This is a genomic window from Kitasatospora sp. NPDC058218, assembly GCF_042882445.1.
Taxonomy (GTDB): Bacteria; Actinomycetota; Actinomycetes; order Streptomycetales; family Streptomycetaceae; genus Kitasatospora.
Window position 1 is genome coordinate 1 of sequence record NZ_JBHVWC010000064.1, and the last position, 14,668, is coordinate 14,668.

At 72.4% G+C, this 14,668-nt stretch carries 19 protein-coding genes and 1 pseudogene; 4 read left to right on the top strand and 16 right to left on the bottom strand.

Annotated elements, in window-relative coordinates; translation table 11 throughout:
- A pseudogene (locus ACFVYI_RS33015) lies at positions 1-185 on the top strand (IS5/IS1182 family transposase); the annotation flags it as partial.
- 112 nt (positions 186-297) lie between these two features.
- On the opposite strand, the gene ACFVYI_RS33020 reads toward ACFVYI_RS33015, so the two are convergent.
- Together ACFVYI_RS33020 and ACFVYI_RS33025 are read right to left on the bottom strand one after the other, a co-directional pair.
- Positions 298-642, bottom strand: coding sequence for a hypothetical protein (locus tag ACFVYI_RS33020; RefSeq protein WP_387892404.1), 345 nt, complete (start codon positions 640-642; stop codon positions 298-300).
- 492 nt (positions 643-1,134) lie between these two features.
- Positions 1,135-1,902: a hypothetical protein gene (locus tag ACFVYI_RS33025; RefSeq protein WP_387892405.1), complete on the bottom strand. Its 768-nt coding sequence runs from the start codon at positions 1,900-1,902 to the stop codon at positions 1,135-1,137.
- A gap of 273 nt (positions 1,903-2,175) precedes the next feature.
- Here ACFVYI_RS33025 and ACFVYI_RS33030 point away from each other — a divergent pair, with 273 nt between their 5' ends.
- Positions 2,176-2,304: a hypothetical protein gene (locus ACFVYI_RS33030; RefSeq protein ID WP_387892407.1), complete on the top strand. Its 129-nt coding sequence runs from the start codon at positions 2,176-2,178 to the stop codon at positions 2,302-2,304.
- Between the two features lie 301 nt (positions 2,305-2,605).
- Here the strand turns inward: ACFVYI_RS33030 and ACFVYI_RS33035 are convergent, their stop codons facing one another.
- Entirely contained in the window at positions 2,606-2,824 is a 219-nt protein-coding gene (locus ACFVYI_RS33035; protein WP_387892408.1) for a hypothetical protein, read from the bottom strand.
- Between the two features lie 448 nt (positions 2,825-3,272).
- Here ACFVYI_RS33035 and ACFVYI_RS33040 point away from each other — a divergent pair, with 448 nt between their 5' ends.
- Positions 3,273-4,421, top strand: coding sequence for a ParA family protein (locus ACFVYI_RS33040; RefSeq protein ID WP_387892410.1), 1,149 nt, complete (start codon positions 3,273-3,275; stop codon positions 4,419-4,421).
- Entirely contained in the window at positions 4,418-5,425 is a 1,008-nt protein-coding gene (locus ACFVYI_RS33045) for a ParB/RepB/Spo0J family partition protein (protein ID WP_387892412.1), read from the top strand. The genes ACFVYI_RS33040 and ACFVYI_RS33045 overlap by 4 nt, the downstream gene beginning before the upstream one ends.
- Positions 5,426-5,552: 127 nt before the next feature.
- On the opposite strand, the gene ACFVYI_RS33050 is transcribed toward ACFVYI_RS33045, so the two are convergent.
- The 13 genes from ACFVYI_RS33050 to ACFVYI_RS33110 all read right to left on the bottom strand — a co-directional run bounded on the left by ACFVYI_RS33050 (position 5,553) and on the right by ACFVYI_RS33110 (position 14,451).
- The gene (locus ACFVYI_RS33050) at positions 5,553-5,990 is read right to left on the bottom strand and encodes a hypothetical protein (RefSeq protein WP_387892413.1); all 438 of its coding nucleotides are present in this window, start codon (positions 5,988-5,990) and stop codon (positions 5,553-5,555) included.
- Positions 5,991-6,001: 11 nt separating this feature from the next.
- The gene (locus ACFVYI_RS33055) at positions 6,002-6,205 is read right to left on the bottom strand and encodes a hypothetical protein (protein WP_387892415.1); all 204 of its coding nucleotides are present in this window, start codon (positions 6,203-6,205) and stop codon (positions 6,002-6,004) included.
- 70 nt (positions 6,206-6,275) lie between these two features.
- Positions 6,276-6,524, bottom strand: coding sequence for a hypothetical protein (locus ACFVYI_RS33060; protein ID WP_387892416.1), 249 nt, complete (start codon positions 6,522-6,524; stop codon positions 6,276-6,278).
- A complete protein-coding gene (locus tag ACFVYI_RS33065) occupies positions 6,521-6,754 on the bottom strand; it encodes a hypothetical protein (protein ID WP_387892418.1) in 234 nt (77 codons plus the stop codon). Before ACFVYI_RS33065 ends, ACFVYI_RS33060 begins: the two co-directional genes overlap by 4 nt.
- Before the next feature lie 125 nt (positions 6,755-6,879).
- Positions 6,880-7,452, bottom strand: coding sequence for a hypothetical protein (locus tag ACFVYI_RS33070; RefSeq protein ID WP_387892420.1), 573 nt, complete (start codon positions 7,450-7,452; stop codon positions 6,880-6,882).
- Positions 7,453-7,552: 100 nt separating this feature from the next.
- Positions 7,553-7,951 carry a hypothetical protein gene (locus ACFVYI_RS33075; protein WP_387892422.1) on the bottom strand — a complete coding sequence of 133 codons (399 nt, stop codon included), beginning with the start codon at positions 7,949-7,951 and terminating at the stop codon, positions 7,553-7,555.
- 129 nt (positions 7,952-8,080) lie between these two features.
- Entirely contained in the window at positions 8,081-8,491 is a 411-nt protein-coding gene (locus tag ACFVYI_RS33080) for an RRQRL motif-containing zinc-binding protein (RefSeq protein WP_387892424.1), read from the bottom strand.
- Positions 8,492-8,510: 19 nt separating this feature from the next.
- Complete coding sequence (locus ACFVYI_RS33085; protein ID WP_387892426.1) at positions 8,511-9,017, bottom strand: AAA family ATPase; 507 nt, start codon at positions 9,015-9,017, stop codon at positions 8,511-8,513.
- Positions 9,018-9,057: 40 nt separating this feature from the next.
- Positions 9,058-9,966 carry a hypothetical protein gene (locus ACFVYI_RS33090; RefSeq protein WP_387892428.1) on the bottom strand — a complete coding sequence of 303 codons (909 nt, stop codon included), beginning with the start codon at positions 9,964-9,966 and terminating at the stop codon, positions 9,058-9,060.
- 299 nt (positions 9,967-10,265) lie between these two features.
- Positions 10,266-10,643, bottom strand: a complete 378-nt coding sequence (locus ACFVYI_RS33095; protein ID WP_387892429.1) for a hypothetical protein — start codon at positions 10,641-10,643, stop codon at positions 10,266-10,268.
- A 134-nt stretch (positions 10,644-10,777) separates the two neighbouring features.
- Positions 10,778-11,257: an NUDIX domain-containing protein gene (locus tag ACFVYI_RS33100; protein ID WP_387892430.1), complete on the bottom strand. Its 480-nt coding sequence runs from the start codon at positions 11,255-11,257 to the stop codon at positions 10,778-10,780.
- A 130-nt stretch (positions 11,258-11,387) separates the two neighbouring features.
- Positions 11,388-11,624, bottom strand: coding sequence for a hypothetical protein (locus tag ACFVYI_RS33105; protein WP_380580873.1), 237 nt, complete (start codon positions 11,622-11,624; stop codon positions 11,388-11,390).
- A 196-nt stretch (positions 11,625-11,820) separates the two neighbouring features.
- A complete protein-coding gene (locus tag ACFVYI_RS33110) occupies positions 11,821-14,451 on the bottom strand; it encodes a hypothetical protein (protein ID WP_387892432.1) in 2,631 nt (876 codons plus the stop codon).
- Between the last annotated feature and the right edge of the window lie 217 nt (positions 14,452-14,668).

Genomic DNA, 14,668 nt, shown 5'->3' on the forward strand with positions numbered 1-14,668 from the left:
GGCCAGTCGGCCACGACGTCGAGCTCTACAAGGAGCGGAACACCGTCGAGCGCCTGATCAACAGGCTGAAGGCCTGGCGGGGCATCGCCACCCGGTTCGACAAGAAGCCCGAGAGCTACCTCGCCGGCCTCCACCTCCGCGCCTCGATGATCTGGATCAAGGACCTCGCCAAGACCATTCCTTGATCACGACCAAATACGCTCCCTAGCTGAGTACCTTTTTGTGAGGCTGACCTGACAAATGGGCACTGGGGTGGCCCGTGCTCTGTCCTGCCACGGACGGGGCACTCGCCCGGCGTTAACGACCGGACGCGACCTCGGCCACCAGGACGGCGGCCACGGCCTGCACGGGGATCCGGGCGGCTGGGAGCCGACGAGGGCGCAGCGCGGCGAGGCGGCGTGTGCGGGTCGGGCGGACCCGGGTGGTGGTGGGTGCCGGGAGCCGGGGCAGCTGGGCGGTGCTGGGCCAGGTGGTGTCGGGGCCTGGTTGGAGGAGGGCGTCGAGGCGGCTTTGGGCCTCTGGGCGGGGGTGGGCGTGGCAGGGCCAGCCGGGGCAGGCGCCGGAGCGGTACGGGGTGCGCTCGACAACCGCCCTGCACTCGGTGCAGGTCATCATCTGGGCGTTCTCGCCGCGGTGTGTCACTGGCCTGCCTTCGTACTCCTGGTCTTGGTCCTCATCGACTGTACGGGGCGTTGGGGGCCGGGCCGCCGCCCTGGCTTGCTGCGGGCTGCGAATGCTGCGGCCGGGCACCCCCGGGCCGGTGGCCGACGGGCCTGGCCAGCGGGGCGGATCCGCGAGCTGGAGACCGACGGTTACGACGAAAACCTGGGTTGATCGCGGCCGGTCATGCCCAAGCACCAGGTAGGGCGCCCCTCCGGCTCCGGGCGGGGCCTGGCCGGCGGCGGTGTCTGCCGGCCCAGCCCGGCGTGCGAAACGCAGCTCCGGCGGCGACGCTGGCCACGCCGCCACCGCGCCGCTTCATGACCGCGCAGAGCCCCATAGAGGCCTCGCCCACCATCCACGGCGGCGTGCAGATCGTGCTGACCGGCACCGAACGCTGGCGAAGCGGCAATAGCCAGCCCGCTACGCAGCAACCCTGAGGGGTGGCTGCCTCCTGGCGTTGGGGCCGGTCGGTCAGCCGGTGGTCCAGCCGGTGGTGGGAGAATAGGTGACGTCGAGCCTGGCCAAAGCTCGGCCGACTTCCCAGCTATGGATTCCTACGCCGGCGGCAATCCGCCCTCGGGTCAGCAGGATGTTGGGCTTGCCCTGGTTGTCGGCGATCCAGGCGCGAACGGGCTCGGTCGTGTCGTAGGGGGGCCGGTTCGGGGTGGTCAGGGCGCGGTGCGCGACGACGAGGGTGTTCCGCCACCCTTCGATCGAGGAGACGGTCGCCGCCAGGGCGTTGGAGCGGTCCAGCAGGGAGGCCAGGGCCGACCGGGCGTTGCGAAGCACCTCCCCGGACGGAAAGCTCCCGCCGCCTCCGTCAGCTCCGCGGGATACGGCGAGACCGAGGTCGAACAGGATGTCCCGGGTCAGGTCGTTGACCGCGGCGGCGGCCTTCCCAAGTGTCTCGGCCTCGCGCCCGGGATCCCGGCTGCCGGTGGCGATCATGCGCAGGCGAAGGCGGGTCACCTCGTTGAAGTCCCGGATCAGTTCGGCGAGCGCAACGGTGTCCTGGGCCTCCTGCTGGGCGAGGTGTAGCCCGGCGTCCCCGTGCGCGTCGGACGTCGCGGAGTGCCCTTGGACCCGGTGTTGGTGCTGGTGGGCTTCGAGCAGGTTGAAGAGGATCGCGCCGAAGCTCTCGAAGTCGTTGGACTGGGTGGCCCCGTTCTCGATGTCCTTGGCCGCCAGGTCGGTGGCGAGCTCGTGCAGCGGGTACAGCGCTTCGGCAACGGCGCTCACTGGTGGTTTCCCCTCTGGATGTGGAAGTCCATCCCGGTTGGCGGGAGGTCGGTGTTCGTCGGCCATGTGGCCAGCCGATCGTGGCTTCGGCGACGTCGGCGGCTGGGTGATGGTGCGCTGAGCGAACGGGACCGATGGCGGGGGGTGTCCCCTTGCTGCTGGTCAGCCCTTCTCGGGTGCGCCCAGGGTCCAGCCGCTGACTGCGGCAATAGGGCCGCGCCAGGTCGGCAGAGAGTGGGCGGTCCGGCCGGATCGGTAGGTGACATCGCGCAGATGGAGGAAGCGACGGTCGACCTCGCGGCGGCGCCGGCCTTTGTCGGCAGCATCGTCCAGGTGCCCGATCGCCTCTTTCACGACCCGGCGCAGGTCGTGATCGTGTTCTCGCAGCTGGTCGAGGTGTAGGCACTCCCAGGTCTCCGTGGAGACCTGGGAGTGCCTGTGACGAGCGCGCTGCCCAGAACCAGGGTGACGGTGATGTCGTCGGCGGCAACATTCGGGTTCTCCGCACCGAGACGTAGCAGCTCCAGGTGCGGATCCGCATGGGCGTCCTGCTGGAGCAACACGCGCAACGCCGACTGGACCGCGTTCCTCCACGACACCGCTGCTTCCCCTCTTCGTTCCGCGCCGCTGCGCATGGCGGCCGCAGGTGTGCACTGTGGCTCGGCCCGACACCCTGGGGTGCCAGGCCGAAGGCGTCGTCCGTCTACCCGCGGTCTGTCAGCACGTCACGGACGTCGTCGCGCAGGCCGTTGAGCTCGCTGCCGACGCGGTCGACGTCGAAGCCGGCTTCCAGTACTGCCTCGGTCAACGCGAGCAGTGCCAACGTGATCGCCCGATGGCCGGGCTCGGTGACCTTCTCCACCGCGATCTTGGCCTGCTCCGCGTAGTCCTTGGCCCAGTCCAGGTGCTTTCGCTGCGCCACGATGTCTCCCTCGATCCGGTCGGTCCGTGTCTTGACGGTAGGGCGAGAGCAACGGTTCTGGTTGACGTTTTGTCACATTCGGCCCCGCCTCCATGCCGGGGTGGGGCCGTCTGCCCCTACGGGATGCGTGCCTCGGCGCCGGGCCACCCGCACCAGCTGGTGCGGGACCTCCAGCAGCCCGAGGTCGGCCGTCACGACGTCGGTGCTCTGGGCGGCGGGCGCGAGGTGGGGGTCCGTGTGGTCGTTACTGCTGGAGCAGCACTCGCACGGTCGGCTGGACCGCATCTCGCCACGACACCACGTTGCTCTCCTAACCACGGGGGTGGATCTACCGGGTTGAACTATGCCCTGTCGGACATGCTGGTGTCCGGGCTGTTGATAGTCCGGACCGATGAGGTTCGGGGTGGCTTGGATGCTTCAGCAAGGTGACCTAGTAATGTTCGGTCCTATGAGCAGCCCTATGGCCAGTCAGAAGCGAGAGAAGCTAATTACCTCTCTCCCACCGCAGCTGCGGCGTCATCTCAAGATCCGGGCGTTCGAGCACGGCTTGGACATCCAGGAGGCCGCCGAGCACGCAATCAAGGCGTGGTACGAGGCGGACACCCCGCCGGAGGTGGACACCACCGGCGCGAAGACGTGGGGCACATTCCTGCCTCCCGGAGAACCGGAGCGCTTCAAGGACGAGTGCGCCGAGCGCGGGGTGACGTACGTTCAGGGACTGGCTCAGGCCCTGACGCTGTGGTTGGAGAGTCACCCGTCGCCCTCTGCTCCGCTGGTCGCGCAGCCCGTTGTCCGGGTCATAGTCGCGAATCAGAAGGGCGGGGTCGGGAAGACCTTCATCTCCTCTGGTGTGGCCCAGGCCTTGGCGGAGTCCGGCCGCCGGGTGCTGCTGGTCGACTACGACCCGCAGGGGCACCTGACGGCCGAGCTCGGCTTCGAGGACCTCATGTATGAGGACGGGGTCGAGACGCTGATGATGCACATGGACGGGAGCGCCAAGGGCGACATCCGGAACCTGCTGGTCGCCCTCGATGGGGCGCGCTTCGGGGAGCGGCTGCACCTGCTTCCCGCGTCGGACGACGCGTTCCTGCGCGACATCGCGCTCTCGAAGGTCAGCTTCAGCGAAGCCGCGCTGGAGCGCGCGCTGGAGCCGCTTGAGGCGGACTACGACGTCATCATCATCGACGGGCCGCCCAGCCTCGGCCTCAACATGGACACCGCTCTCTACTATGTGCGACGCCGTGAGGGCGAGCTCGCAGATCGCTCCGGGGTCATCACCCCGGTCTGGGCGAACAAGGCCTCCCACCGGGCCTTCCGCCTGCTGAAGTCGCAGATGGACGACCTGTGCCGTAAGGGCCGCATCCAGGTCGACTACCTCGGGCTGATCATCAACGCCTACGACAGCCGCCGCGGCAAGCTCGTCAAGGAGAACAAGGACCAGTGGGAGAAGAGCAGTTCTCCCGCAGTCCTGGCCGTCATCGGCGACTTGAAGGAAGGACGTGAGGCGGCGGACGGCGAGATTCCTCTGCTGGAGTACGCGCCCGACAGCGAACACGCGCAGGTGATGCGCGACCTGGCGAAGGAGCTTGCCGTATGACACCCCCCGCGCAGCGAATCACTCGCGGTTTCAGCATCGACGACGACGGCCAGGACAACGACCCTGGGCCTCGTCGTGTCCGTACCCGCCAGCAGATCATGAACGGCGAGGGGCGGCGTCCTCCGACGTCGGTCGAGTTGAAGCTGCTCGCGCACAACCCTTTCAACCCTCGTGATGATCTCACCGAGCTGGAGGAGACTGCCGAGTCGCTCAAGCAGAGAGGGCAGCTCCAGCCGGTCGCCGTGGTCCGGCGGAATTCCTTCCTCGCCGTGCATCCGGGTCACGACGGCGCACTGGGCGAAGCTGAGTACGTCGTCATTGACGGCAATCGGCGGCTGGCCGCGGCACATCTTGCGGAGCTGGCGGAGTTGCGGATCGATGTCAACGACGATCTGGCGGTGAGTGCTGAGGACATGCTGGAAGGTGCACTGATCGCCAACATCCACCGGGTGGATGTTCCTCCGCTGGATCAGGCGAAGGCCATCCAGGATCTCGTGAAGGTCCATGGCTCGCAGGGCAAGGTGGCCAAGCGCCTCGGCAAGACGCCAGCCTGGGTCTCACAACGGCTGGCTCTGCTGGAGCTCACCCCTGAACTGCAGGAGAAGGTGGAGACCGGCAGCCTGAAGGTGGAGTCGGCGCGCCGGATCGGTCGGCTGCCCAAGGAGCAGCAGGCCTCGGCTGCGGTGGAAGCCATTAACGCCGTTAACACCCCGCGCCAGCGCGCTGCGCGCAGGGAGCCGGTCCAAGGGCAGCCTCCTGCCCCGACCGTTAACGCCGTTAATACCCCGACGGCCAGCGTGGTGCCGGGCAGTGCCGGTGCTTCCACCGTTAACGGCGTTAATACCTCGGCGGACCGGCAGAGTCTGGCGCAGCAGCTCGTGATCCCGCTGACTTCTCCGTCAGCGATCGTCACGGCTCTGGAGGCACAGCTCTCTCCTGAGGATCTGACTGCTGTCGCTGAGCTGATGCTCGACCGTGTCGGAGCAGGTCAAGGCGCCCGTTGATTCGAGAGCGACGACGTCTGCTGAAACGGGACAGGCCCACACCCAGCTCGGGTGTGGGCCTTCGTCGTTGTCGGGTTCGACCGTCAGGCCGCAGTGAGGAGGGCGGCTGCGGCGAGGGCGGTCGGGCTCAGCTGGTGGCGCGGGCCGGTTCGGGGGCGAGGCCGATGGCGTGGCGGGCCTGGGCGAGGGTGGTGGTCCAGTCGCCCTCGAAGCGCATGCCGCGGTCGTCGACGTACAGCGCCGCGCCGAGCTTCTTGTTGGTCACGAGCACCAGCCCGCGGGTGGTCCAGTGGGAGCGGTCGGGGTCCTCGTCGACGACCGCGTCGAATCCGTGGTGGGTCAGCCAGGCGGCAACGGCCGGGTGGTACTGACGGGCTCGGGCCGTAACGACGAAGACGGCGCGCACGGCGAGCAGCTCGCGGAGCGCGTCCAGGGCGCCGGCGATGGGGTCGCCGTAGATCCGGCCGTCCTGCCAGCCCTGATCGTGCAGGCAGAGGGTGAGGTCGAAATCCACGCCCACGGCGTGGCTGGCGGGGGAGTCGGGGTGGAGCGGGACGACGGTCAAGGGTGCTCTCCTCAGTGGTCGAGTTGGATGGTGATGGCCTGTCGGCGGTCGCTCGGGTCGGGTCGGTGGGCGATACGGCGGTGGGCGGTGAGGCCGGCCGGGCCGCCCTGGATCGCGGTTCGGCAGTCGGGGCAGGTGTGCCACCAGGCGGTGCCGGGCGGCAGCTGCGCCGGGGTGAGCGGGTGCGGGTGCGGGCCGGGTGCGGCGCGGGTCAACGGGGCCTCCGGGAGTGGGGCGGCCCGGCCTCGCGGTGCGGGGCCGGGCCGGTCCTGTCGGGTGCGGGGTTCAGTCCAGTCCGGCGCGCAGCTGGTCGGCGCGGGCTTGGGCGAGCCGGGCGGCCTGGGGGTTGAGGGCGGCGCCTCGGGCGGCGGCCTCGGTGAGGGTGCGGATGAGGGCCTTGCGGCCGGCCTGGTCCAGGGGCGGCACGGGCCGGCCGTCGCGCTGGGCGGCCCAGCGGGCGGCCAGGGGTTCGAGGTCGCGCAGGTCGGCCCGGTACTGCGGGGTGCCCTGGTCGGGGGGCGGGCTGGTGGTCATCGGACCTCCGGGGTGGTGGGTGGGGTGCGGCGGGTGATCTCGCGCATGCCGTCGATGCGGTGGGCCTGGCGGGAGAGGCGGGTGGCGAGGGAGGCGAGGTGGTCGGCGTCCTCGGTGCGCGCGCCGCGGATCAGGCTGTCGGCGTAGTGCCGGGCGGCGTCGGCGAGCTGCCGGGCGTCCAGGGCGTGGCCCTGGAGTTCGCGGTCGACTGCCGGGTCGTGGGCGCTCACTCGTTGTTCCGGTCGGTGGGCGGGGGTTCGGGGGACCAGGCACCGGTGGGGTCGTCGCCCCAGTCGTCCGGATCCGTCGGCGGGGTGGGCGGGGTGACTGCGGGTTCGTTGGTCACGGTGGCGGGTCAGCTCGCGTCGGGCAGCGGCGGCAGCCAGGAGCACGTGGCCGCGTGGTCGGTGACCTCCTGGCGGACCGCGTAGACGTACATGGCGTCAGCCTGGGCGGTGCCGACGCGGCAGCCGGTGCAGTACGACCACGCCTTGGCGTCGTCGTGGGCGTGGGTGCCGAGGGGCCAGGGCTCGGCGCCGATCAGCTCCACCGTGGCGCCGCCCTGGGTGAGCTGGCGCATCCAGACGTGTCCGGGGCCGCCGCCGGTCGGCGCGTCGCCGATGTGGACCTGGCCGTGGTCGAGGCGGATGCGGCCGTGGTCGGCGGCCTGCTCCAGGAGCGCCATCAGGCGGTCGTGGCCGCCGAGCATCTCGCCGCCGGGGATGCAGCGCGACCAGATGTACAGCTCGCCGACGGTGGTGCGGCGCTGCCCCAGGCCCTCCAGGTGGTCGAGGGCGGCCAGGACGATCGTGTAGGCGTCGTCGCGGCGCAGTCGGCCGTCGTGCGGGTCTGGGACCAGGTCGGTGATCAGCTTCTCCAGGGTGGCGGTGGCGGTGGCGGCGGGGATGCGGGGGTTGTCGAGGTTCACGGGGTGGTGTGCCTTTCGAGGGGTGCCAGAGGGTGCGGGTGGTGCGAGGTGGGCCGCCGCCCGTGCGCGGAGGTCGGGCGGCGGCGGGGGTGGCTGGTGGTCAGTTGGCGCGGCGGGGGCCGGGGGGCAGGGCCCGGGGTGTGGTGCTGGTGGTGGTGGCGAGCAGCTGGATGACGTTCTCGGAGAGGTCGGAGAGCGTGGCGGCGATGAGGAGGTCGCGGGCGGCGGTGCGGTCGGCGAGCTGGACGACGGCGGCGAGGACGTGGCCGGTGTCCTCGCGGCGGCCGGCGATGATGGCGTAGGTGCCGATGAGCCCGGTGTTGTCGTTGGTGGTGCGGCCTCCGACGCAGCTGGTGGTCACGGTGACGTCGATGGAGCCGGTGTCGTCGGTGAGGACGAGCTGGCGGGGGTTGTAGCCGGTGACCTCGGTGATGACGCCGTCCACGGTGACGAGGCTGAGGTCGGGGGCGGCGGTGAGGCGGGCGAGGTTGTCGGTCATGGGGCGGTGCTCCCTGTTCGGTCGGGTCTGCGGGTCGGGGTGACCGGGCAGCCGCGCCGGTCCCGGTGGTGCCGGCAGCTGGGTGCGGTCGGGGTCCGGGGCCGGCGGCGGCGGTCCGCTCGGAACGGGTCAGGCCGGGACGGCGGCGGCGCGGGCGAGCTCAAGCAGCTGGGCGAGCTCGGCCAGGGCGAGGCCGTCGGCGCAGTCCAGGCAGCAGCCGAGGCCGGTCGGGATGCAGATCTCGCTGACGGTGCGGCACAGCGGGCAGGTGCGGCGGGCGAGCATCATGCGCTGGTGGGCGCGCCAGCGGGCCGCGGTCATGGGCCGCACCGGCAGGGCGAGGGAGTGGCGGTAGAGGTAGGCGTAGCGAAGGCCGCCCCGGCAGACGACCTGGGCAGCCGGCTCCTGGCCGCCGGGCCGCAGGCCGACGGCGCGCAGCTGGCGGCGGGTCATCAGGTCCGGGGACGGCTGGTAGCGCCAGGGATAGGTGGGCAGGCCGCCGTGGTGCTCGCCGGTCGGGTCGAGGTCGGATGCACGCACGGGCTCCCCCCCGGTCTGGTCAGCGGCCGACGGGGGCCGGGTCGAGGTAGGCCGGGCTGGTGGCGGTAACGGTCTCGACCCGGGCGAAGCCCTCGCCGAGCAGCTGCTCCGCGCTCGGCATCAGGCGTTCCTGGTCGAGCAGGACGTGGTCCGGGACGACGCGCTCCCGGCCGGAGCTCTGTAGGCGCCGGCGCTCCAGGGAGACGTCGAACAGCACCGCGCAGGCCGGGCGCTGCCAGTAGCGGGCGCGGGCGAGCAGGCTGGCGCGGACGTGCGCGTACAGGCCGGTCGAGTCGATCACGGTGGTGAGCGCGCGGGAGAGCCGGGCGTCGAGCAGCAGCGTCTGGACCTGGTCGGCGACCGGGGTCGCGGACTGGTCTGCGGCCGAGTCGGTGGCCATCTCGCGGTAGGAGTCGAGGTTGAGCCGCCAGGAGGCGGGCCAGCGGCGGGTGGCGAAGGTGGTCTTGCCGGCGCCGCTGCCGCCGACCAGGACGACCAGCGTGCCGGGGTCGAAGGTGAGGTTCATGAGGGCGGGTCCTTTCGGTGGTGGTGTGGGTGTTCCGTGGTCAGGGGCGGGTGGCGGCCTGCTGGCCGAGGACGTAGCAGCGCAGGTCGATGTCGGCGGGCAGGGCGGGGGCGTCGGTGCCGAGGAGGAGGTCGGCGACGGCGACGGTGAAGACGCGGGTGACGGCGTCGGATCCCTTCTTCATGACCGGGGCCTGGAAGAGGACGTAGCGGGCCGTCAGGAAGAGCTGGGGGGTGAGGCCGGGGCCGGCGAGGATGCGCAGGGCCTCGGCGCGCAGCAGGGTGGCGTCGGCCGGGTCGGGGGTGGCGGTGTAGAGGAGGTGGCCGCCGGTTTCGACGTGGGCGGGGTCGAGGCCGCGGGCGGTGATGCGGGCGGTCAGGGCGGCGGCGGCCTGGCGGGCGGCGTGGCCGCGCAGGAGCCGGTTGCCGGGGATGGTGCGGCCGTCGGGCAGGGTCACCCGGTTCTGCAGGATGTCGGCGGCGGGGGCTTCGCGGGCGAAGCGGCGCTGGGCCGCGAGGCCGTAGTGGGCCATGGCGCGGGAGGCGGGGGTGTCGGTGCCGCCGCGGTAGGTGCGGGTGGTCGGGTGCCAGGTGGAGCCGTCGCGCAGTCGGCCGACCGGGCCGAGGCGGTCGTAGTTGGTGCCGGCTGCGGCGATGGGGGTGCGGAAGCGGGCCGGGTTGTGGGCGAGGCCTCGTCCGACGCGGCCGGTGGCGTGGACGGCGGCCTGGTGGCGCCAGTCGGTGACGGAGGTATGGACGGCGGTGAGGGCGGCGATGCGTTCCTCGGTGCTGGTGGCGGTAGCCAAGAGGTCGGCGAGGTGGTCGCGGGCGGTGGTGGCGGTCTGGGCCATCTGGCAGGAGAAGGCGCGTCGGCGGGCGTGGTCGGCGGGGTCGTTGGTGCGCAGGGCCAGCGGCGAGGTGGGGAAGCGGTCGAAGGTGATGGCGGGCATGCGGGTCTCCGGTTCTGCGGGGTTGGCGGGTCGGGCGGATGGCGGTCGCCGGGTGACCAGGCGGCCGGTCCCGTCCCCGGGATGCGCGCCGCCCGCCGGGCTGGGTGCCGGGCGGGCGGTGCGGGCCGGGCGGCCGGTTCAGCTGATGAGGGTGAGGGCCAGGACGGCCAGGAGCACGGGCACGGCCAGGGCTACGGGCGCGGGCAAGCCGCGGCGCGTTCTTCGGCCGGTGCGGGCAGGGAAAGGGCCCCCTGCTCCGAGGTTGGAGCAGAGGGCCCGGGTTAAGGGGCGGTGGGCTGTCAGGCCGTGGTTTCGACGGCTCCGTCGGCGCTGCCGGCCTTGTTCTTCCGCTCGTCCCACCAGGTCCGCGCGTCCCAGTTGGTGGCGTAGGTCAGGAGCAGGTAGGACGCCGTGGTGCCGACCGCGAGGATCGCCAAGGTCCATCCCCATGCGGTGGCGTTGAGGCCGTCGCCGACCGCGCCTCCCCCGCCGGCCGCGTTGAGAACCGTGGCAATGACGCAGGCGGTCACCAGAGCGAACTCGCGGTTCTCGTTGGCGGGGTCGTTGATGCCGTGGTGGATGGTGTGGCGGAGGTGGAGGGCCAGCATGGTCAGCTGGACGGCCCACAGGGCCACGATGGCGGCGGCGACGCCGGACAGGGTGACGAAGTGGTGCATCAGGATCCCTTCGTGAGTGGTGTGGTCAGTTTCCGCAGTGCGGCGGTGTCCGGTCCGGGGAGTCGGCGGTTTTCGACCGGTACGAGTGACGACCGCAGAAGCGTTTCCGGTGGCCGGGGCGGCGGTCAGGGCCGTCAGAACGGCCCTCCCTCGTCGAGGGCGGCGGCCACGATCGCGGCGTGGTCGAACGCCAGCCCCAGCTGCGGCAGGTCGTCCCGCTTCCACCAGCGGGCGGTGCGGGCGTCGTCCCCGGCGGTGACGACGGTGGTGTCCGGGACGACGGCGAGGTAGGCGACGGTGACGTACCGGCCGCGCGGGTCGCGGCCCGGCTCGTCCCAGACACCGATCTGGCGCAGGCCGTCGGCGTCCACGCGCACGCCGGTCTCCTCCGCCAGCTCGCGCGCGGCGGCCCGACGACTCGTCTCGCCGGCGTCGACATGGCCGCCGGGCAGAGCCCAGCAGCCCGCGAACGGCGGCCAGTCCCGCTCGATGAGCAGAACGCGGCCGTCGGGCGTGGTGGCGACGACGTCGGCGGTGTAGCGGATGGTCTCGGCGGCGGACTCGGGGGTCTGGGGTGTCTCGGTCTGCTGGTCGGGGGTGGTGGGCTGGCGCATGGTGGTGGGTCCTTCCGGGATCGGTGGTGTCGGCCGGGCGGCCGGTCCCGTGCCCGGATCGCGCGTCTCCTGCCCCGGCCTGGGTGACAGAGCAGGGCGGCGCGGGCCGGGCACGGGGCCGACCGTCGGGTCAGCTGATGAGGGCGAGGACCAGGACGGCCAGGAGCACGGGCACGGACAGCGCGACGGAGCGCGGGATGTCGATGCAGCGCTGGAGGCGGGCGATCTCGTCGCTGATCGACTCGCACTCGGCCAGGAGACGGCCGTGGGAGCGGGAGTCCTGGGGGAGGTTGGCGAGCGTCTGGCTGCGGTCGTGGAGAAGCTCGCGCAGGGTGGCGATGCGGATGTCGCGGTCGATGGTGAACAAGGGCGTCCTTTCGGTTCGGGGGCGGTTCGCGGTGCGGGAGGATGAGGGGAGAGGCCGGGGACGAGACCGGCCCCACGGGCGCTGCTGCCCGAACCGGCCCCGGGGTGGTTCGTTCATCCCGGGGCCGGGCCGTGTGGTTCGCGGTTCGGGCGGTGAACCGGTTAGCGGTTCGCCGAACCTGGTTCGCGGTTCGCGCTCAGGCACCGACGCGGTTCGCGAACTCCTCGCGGGCGCCAGCGAGGCGGTGGTGCGCGGTGGTCTTCTTCATGCCGGTGTTCGTCATGACGAAGTCGAGGTCGACCGTGTCGTAGCCGTGGGTCTCGATCAGTTCGAGAACCTGCTGAACCTGCTCGGCCGCGGCCTGCTGCGCGGCGCTGCGCCGGTTCGAACCGGCCGGGGCCGGGGCGGGCTGTGCCTGCTCGGCGGCGGTTCGCGGCTCGGGGTCCGCCGGGGCCGGTCCGCCGGACGGCGCGGGTCGGTTCGAGGCTTCCAGTTCGCGGCGCCCGCCCGGTGCGCCGGTACGCGCTGCGGGCAGGACGTGGTTCGCCGAACCGCCGGGGCGGTTCGGGTTGCGGTTCGGCGAACCGGCGCGGGTGAGGCGAACGGCGAACTGCGGGACGGCGGCCGGGTTCGGCGAACCGGTCAGCGCGATGGCGAGGCTGGAGTTCGGGACGCGGGGCAGACCGCGCAGCGGCACCCAGTCGCCGACGCCGATCGCCCCGGCGACGAACCGGCGAACCGGTCCGAGGCCGGTTCGGCGAACCGCCGCGCGGTGGTTCGCGGCGGCCGTCCAGGCGAGCTCCACCGTGGACAGCGACTCGTCCGTGATCGCCAGCGACCACGCGGTGAAGGAGTGCGCGGGGTAGCGGATCCAGCGGATCAGGCCGATCGTCGGCCTCGACTTGGCGACCTTGCCGTCCGCGCGGAGCTTGCTGCGGTGGATCAACCGGGCGTAGAGCTCCCACAGCACCATGCCGGTGATGCTCATCACCGAGAACGCCACCGCCTTGGGGGTGGGCTCCCAGTAGCTGATCTGGTCGACCATCTTCAGCGCGACGGGGTCCCACGTGCGGCCGGTGACGGTGGCCGAGGCGTGCCAGTAGTTCATGACGGCCGCGCCGATGGCGAACACCCAGGTGGCGACGCGGTACAGGGTGCCGCTGTCGCCGCTCTGCCGGGCCTCGTGGTACATCCACGCGACGAACGCGGTGCTGAGCTCCCACGCGGCGGCGAACAGGATGGTGAACGGGACGACCCAGCCCAGGATGTCGTGGGCGAAGCCGGCCTGCCCGGTCCAGGCGACGGCCATCGGCGCGGTGATCGGCACGATCGCCAGCAGCCGCCGCGCGTTGGCCTTGACGAACGCCTTCATCCGGCCGGTGAGTGTGGTGCGCCCGGCCCGCTCGGCGGCCCGCGCCTCGCGCTTGAGCCGGCGCTTCTCCAGCTTGCGCGCGGTCCGGCTGGTGGCCTGCCGCAGCTTCTCCCGGGCCGAGATCAGCTCCTGGAGCGCGAGCTGCTTCATCTCCTGCGCCTTGGCCTCCAGCTGCTGCGCCTTCTCCAGCGCCTCGGCCGTCTCGGCCTTCGCCGCGGTGACCGCCTGCTCGGCCTCCCGAAGCATCCGGCCGGCGTCCTTCGACGCCTCCTCCAGCAGCAGGGCCGCCTCGGCGGCGGTCTGGGTCCGCTGCTGCCGCACCTCCTTCGCGGCCTGGACCCTCACCTGGTCGGCCTCGGCCGCCGCCTTGGCCCGGACCTCACGGGCCGCGTCGGTGGCCTGGTCGATCTCCCGGTCCGCAGCCTCGCGCAACTGGCGGACCTCACCGCGTACCCGGTCGGCGTCGGCCTGCGCGCTGCGGCGCAGCTCCTCGGCCTGCTCACGGACCTCGGCGAGCAGCCCATCGGCCCGGGTGCGAGCGTCGGCGAGCACGGTGTCGGCCTGCTCGGCGGCGTCCTCACGGACCTTGGCCGCGTGCCGCTCGGCCTGGGTGCGCAGCTCGGTGGCGTCGCGGTGCGCCTGGCTGCGGATCTGATCGGCCGCTTCCTCGGCGGTGCGGGTGAGGACGCCGGCCTTCTGCTCGGCGTCGGTGAGCAGCTGCTCGGCCTGGGCGCCGCTGCGGCGGGCCTGCTCGGCCGCCTCGCTGCGCAATGCCTCGGCCTGCTCCTCGGCGGCCTGGGTGATGGCGGCTGCGGTCTGTTCGGTGTCGGCGAGCAGGGTGGTGGTCCGCGCCCGCGCGTCGGCGAGGATCGTCTCCGCGCGCTGCTCGGCCTCGGCGGTCAGGGTCCCGGCCTTTCCCTCGGCCCCGGTGCGGGTCCTGGCCGCGTCGGCGAGGGCGGCGTCGTGGAGTTCCTGGGCGCCGAGCTCGGCGTCGGCGAGGATCACCTCGGCCTGGTCGGCGGTGTGGGCGGCGTCGGTGAGGATCCGGTCGGCCGTGCGACGGGCGTCGGCGAGGACCTTCCCCGCCTCGCGGTCGGCACGCTCCGTGACCGTCTGGGCCTGGTCGGCGGCGCCCGCGCGGAGCTGCGCGGCCTCGCTCGCCCACTGGGTGGCGGTGGCCAGCTCGCGGCCGGCGGCCTCGGCTGCGCGCTCCAGCACGGCGAGCGCCTGGTCCTCGGCGATGGCCAGGACGTCGGCGGCGCGGTCGGCGGCGTCGGCCCGGACCGGGTCGGCGGCCGGCCGAGCCGCGAAGGTCGCGGGGACCTCGGCCGGGGTCTTCGGTGAGGTGCCGGCGGGAGTGTGTGGGCGGGGCTCGGGGACGGTGGAGGGGGCCTTGGCGGTGGTCTTCTTGGCGGCGCGGGGGCGGCGCGGGGTGGTGGTGCGGGCCGGGGACATGGGCGGCAGGCTCCTGTCTGTCGGTGACGGTGCGTGGCGGCCGTGGCGGCCGGGCGGGGGTCCCGGCGGTGGTGGGCGGCCGGGTATGGAAACGGCCCCGACAGGCGGTGTCGGGGCCGTTTGCGGGGGGTGGGCGGATCTGATCCGTGTGATCTGTTTCCGCAGCTCACGATCCGTTTGGTGACCCGTGGGCGATCCGTGCCGATCCGTGGCTGAT

Excerpts from the sequence above, each read along its gene's own strand:
- ACFVYI_RS33040 (WP_387892410.1), top strand. The coding sequence starts at position 3,273 with ATGAGCAGCCCTATGGCCAGTCAGAAGCGAGAGAAGCTAATTACCTCT.
- ACFVYI_RS33075 (WP_387892422.1), bottom strand. The coding sequence starts at position 7,951 with ATGACCGACAACCTCGCCCGCCTCACCGCCGCCCCCGACCTCAGCCTC.
- ACFVYI_RS33095 (WP_387892429.1), bottom strand. The coding sequence starts at position 10,643 with ATGCACCACTTCGTCACCCTGTCCGGCGTCGCCGCCGCCATCGTGGCC.
- ACFVYI_RS33030 (WP_387892407.1), top strand. The coding sequence starts at position 2,176 with ATGGAGGAAGCGACGGTCGACCTCGCGGCGGCGCCGGCCTTTGTCGGC.
- ACFVYI_RS33100 (WP_387892430.1), bottom strand. The coding sequence starts at position 11,257 with ATGCGCCAGCCCACCACCCCCGACCAGCAGACCGAGACACCCCAGACC.
- ACFVYI_RS33060 (WP_387892416.1), bottom strand. The coding sequence starts at position 6,524 with ATGACCACCAGCCCGCCCCCCGACCAGGGCACCCCGCAGTACCGGGCC.
- ACFVYI_RS33045 (WP_387892412.1), top strand. The coding sequence starts at position 4,418 with ATGACACCCCCCGCGCAGCGAATCACTCGCGGTTTCAGCATCGACGAC.
- ACFVYI_RS33085 (WP_387892426.1), bottom strand. The coding sequence starts at position 9,017 with ATGAACCTCACCTTCGACCCCGGCACGCTGGTCGTCCTGGTCGGCGGC.
- ACFVYI_RS33110 (WP_387892432.1), bottom strand. The coding sequence starts at position 14,451 with ATGTCCCCGGCCCGCACCACCACCCCGCGCCGCCCCCGCGCCGCCAAG.
- ACFVYI_RS33090 (WP_387892428.1), bottom strand. The coding sequence starts at position 9,966 with ATGCCCGCCATCACCTTCGACCGCTTCCCCACCTCGCCGCTGGCCCTG.